Source organism: Paratractidigestivibacter sp. (assembly GCF_052362415.1).
Classification (GTDB): Bacteria; Actinomycetota; Coriobacteriia; order Coriobacteriales; family Atopobiaceae; genus Paratractidigestivibacter.
Genome location: NZ_DAWEMK010000096.1, coordinates 1 through 1,817, shown reverse-complemented (window position 1 = coordinate 1,817; position 1,817 = coordinate 1). Strand labels below are relative to the sequence as shown.

The window sequence follows — 1,817 nt, the reverse complement described above, 5'->3', positions numbered from 1 at the left end:
ATGTCGGCTCCCAGGAGCTCAGCGGCGATTGGGAAGCCGAGGGCGACGATGTGGTTCTGTCCTCCTCGCAGCTAGGTACCGTTACGCTCGTGAGGCAGGACGACGGGAGCTACGTGCCCTTGGGGTGCGAAGACTACGGCGAGAGGTACTTCGAGGACGAGTCGGCGGCAAAATCCTACTACGACGAATACACGGCGGCCACGCCCGACAGGGTGAGAGACACACTGGAGAGTGCCACCTGGTCGGTGAAGAACCCGCCCTCGACCCAAACCGTCGCAGAGACGCTCTCGTTCGACGACGGCTCGCTCGCATTCACGAAGGGCGAATACCAGAGGAAGGGCTCTTACACCGACGCCCCGCGCGAGAGCTCATGGCTCGCCTCGGACCATTCCGGCGAATACGAGCTCGACGTGACCTCCCAGTGGGTGAGCTCGGACGGATCGTCGCCGCGACCCTTAATCTACGAGGGGACGATGACCGTCGGGGGCGAGGCGACAAACTTTAAGCTGTCCGACCGCAGGGGCTCCCTCACGCTAACCCTTTCCTCCGAGTGGAGCGCGGTGGTGTTCGTCAATGGAGAGTAGGCGCGACAGGAGCACCGAACCATGCGGAAACAGGCGACTCGTGGCGGCAATCATCACGCAAGCGAAGTCGAAGAGGAAGGCGATAGCGACGGCGGCCGTCCTGCTCGCCGCAATCCTCGCTCTCGCCTGGCCGCACGCCATGCCCATGGGAAATAAAGACGAAGGCAATTCGGCTGCGTCCATGCAGGGAGAAGCCGCGGGAACAACCGAAGAAGACAATGAGACGAGCTCCGTCGCGCGAGGCGACATGAACGAAGTCTCCGGACCGACGACCGAAGACGCCCAGGCTGGGGAGGCCGCTGCGAACGAGAGTAGGACGACGGGTAACGGCTCGAACGTCCCGTCGTCCGGGAAGAGCGGTAAGGACTCCGGCGGATCAGAATCGGGAAACTCCTCCGCGCAGGGAGCCGTCTCCCATCGGCACAACTGGGTTGCCCAGACCAAGACCGTCCATCACGACGCGCAGTACAAGACCGTCCACCACGATGCGGTTGTGAAGTATGTCAGCATTTGCAATAACTGCGGTGCGGATATTACCGGGAACGAAGCTGCTCATATTAAGAACTCGTTGCTTAATGGCGGTAACTGTGGTTCTTGTCATTCAGAAACTCGTACTGTGCAGGCGGCTTATGACGAACAGGTAAAGGTTTCCGATGCCTACAACGAACAGGTTCAGGTAAGTGCGGCATGGGACGAGACCGTGACCACCGGGTACAAGTGCTCGGGCTGCGGCGCCACGAAATAGCCCCCCGCCACCGGATTCCGGGTCAGAGCGTGTATATGCCGGACAGGAGCCCATCGACGGCAAACGCATAAATCCCAAAACTCGTCACGCACCCTCGAGTTTCCTTAAGCAAGGTTCCAAGGGGCAGCAGCCCCTTGGCGCGCAGGGGTGCGGGGATGGCGCGAGACATCCCCGGAAAACCGGCGTGGGCGTGCCATTGGCGCGCCCACGCCCTGTTGATGCAACTCACTCCCCTCCGGCGATGTACACGGTCCGGCCGCTCTCGCAGTCGATGCTTTCCACGTCGCCGCGCCCGATGCGGACGGCGGCCCATCCGCCCTCATCCCCCACCAGAGCATCGGCCTCGCCGCGCGCCTCTGAGACGAGACGCTCGAGCCCGGGCGACCCTTCCGGCGCGACGCCCGCCTCATACGCCCCTCCCTCGAGGTCCGTCTCGTACTCAACGACGACCGTCAGCCCGTTTCCCTCGCCCGGAACCTCGTCCGAGC

The 1,817-nt window shown here is 62.9% G+C and carries 3 protein-coding genes; 2 read left to right on the top strand and 1 reads right to left on the bottom strand.

Going from position 1 to position 1,817, the window contains the following annotated elements:
* The coding region (locus ACT84W_RS08630) for a hypothetical protein (protein ID WP_444328914.1) at nt 1–584 on the top strand (584 nt) is incomplete at its 5' end.
* A 40-nt stretch (nt 585–624) separates the two neighbouring features.
* On the top strand, nt 625–1,329 hold the full coding sequence (locus tag ACT84W_RS08625) for a hypothetical protein (protein WP_444328913.1): 705 nt from the start codon (nt 625–627) through the stop codon (nt 1,327–1,329).
* 225 nt (nt 1,330–1,554) lie between these two features.
* On the opposite strand, the gene ACT84W_RS08620 is transcribed toward ACT84W_RS08625, so the two are convergent.
* The coding region (locus tag ACT84W_RS08620) for a hypothetical protein (RefSeq protein WP_444328912.1) at nt 1,555–1,817 on the bottom strand (263 nt) is incomplete at its 5' end.